General features: G+C 67.8%; 1 pseudogene. It reads right to left on the minus strand.

Going from position 1 to position 426, the window contains the following annotated elements:
- Positions 1-412, minus strand: a pseudogene (locus IH13_RS0130925) (beta-ketoacyl synthase); the annotation flags it as partial.
- Positions 413-426: the final 14 nt, after the last annotated feature.

Here is a 426-nt window from a genome sequence, read left to right on the forward strand (position 1 = left end):
GCGGCAGCACACCGTGCCGCATCGCCAACACCATCTTGATGATCCCGGCCACACCGGCCGCCGCCTGCGTATGACCGATGTTCGACTTGATCGACCCGAGCCACAACGCCCGGTCCTCCGGGCGCTCCTGACCGTAGGTCTCCAGCAGGGCCTGTGCCTCGATGGGGTCACCCAGTGTCGTACCCGTGCCATGCGCCTCGACGGCGTCGACCTGTGACGCGTTCAGGCCTGCGCTGGTCAGGGCCTGCCGGATGACCCGCTGCTGCGCGGGTCCGTTCGGCGCGGTCAGACCGTTCGACGCACCGTCCTGGTTGATCGCAGACCCGCGTACCACCGCCAGGACCTCATGGCCGTTACGCCGGGCATCCGACAGCCGCTCCACCACCAGGACGCCGACACCCTCCGACCCTGTCTCTTATACACATC

The organism is Streptomyces sp. NRRL WC-3549 (genome assembly GCF_000721935.1).
Lineage (GTDB): Bacteria > Actinomycetota > Actinomycetes > Streptomycetales > Streptomycetaceae > Streptomyces.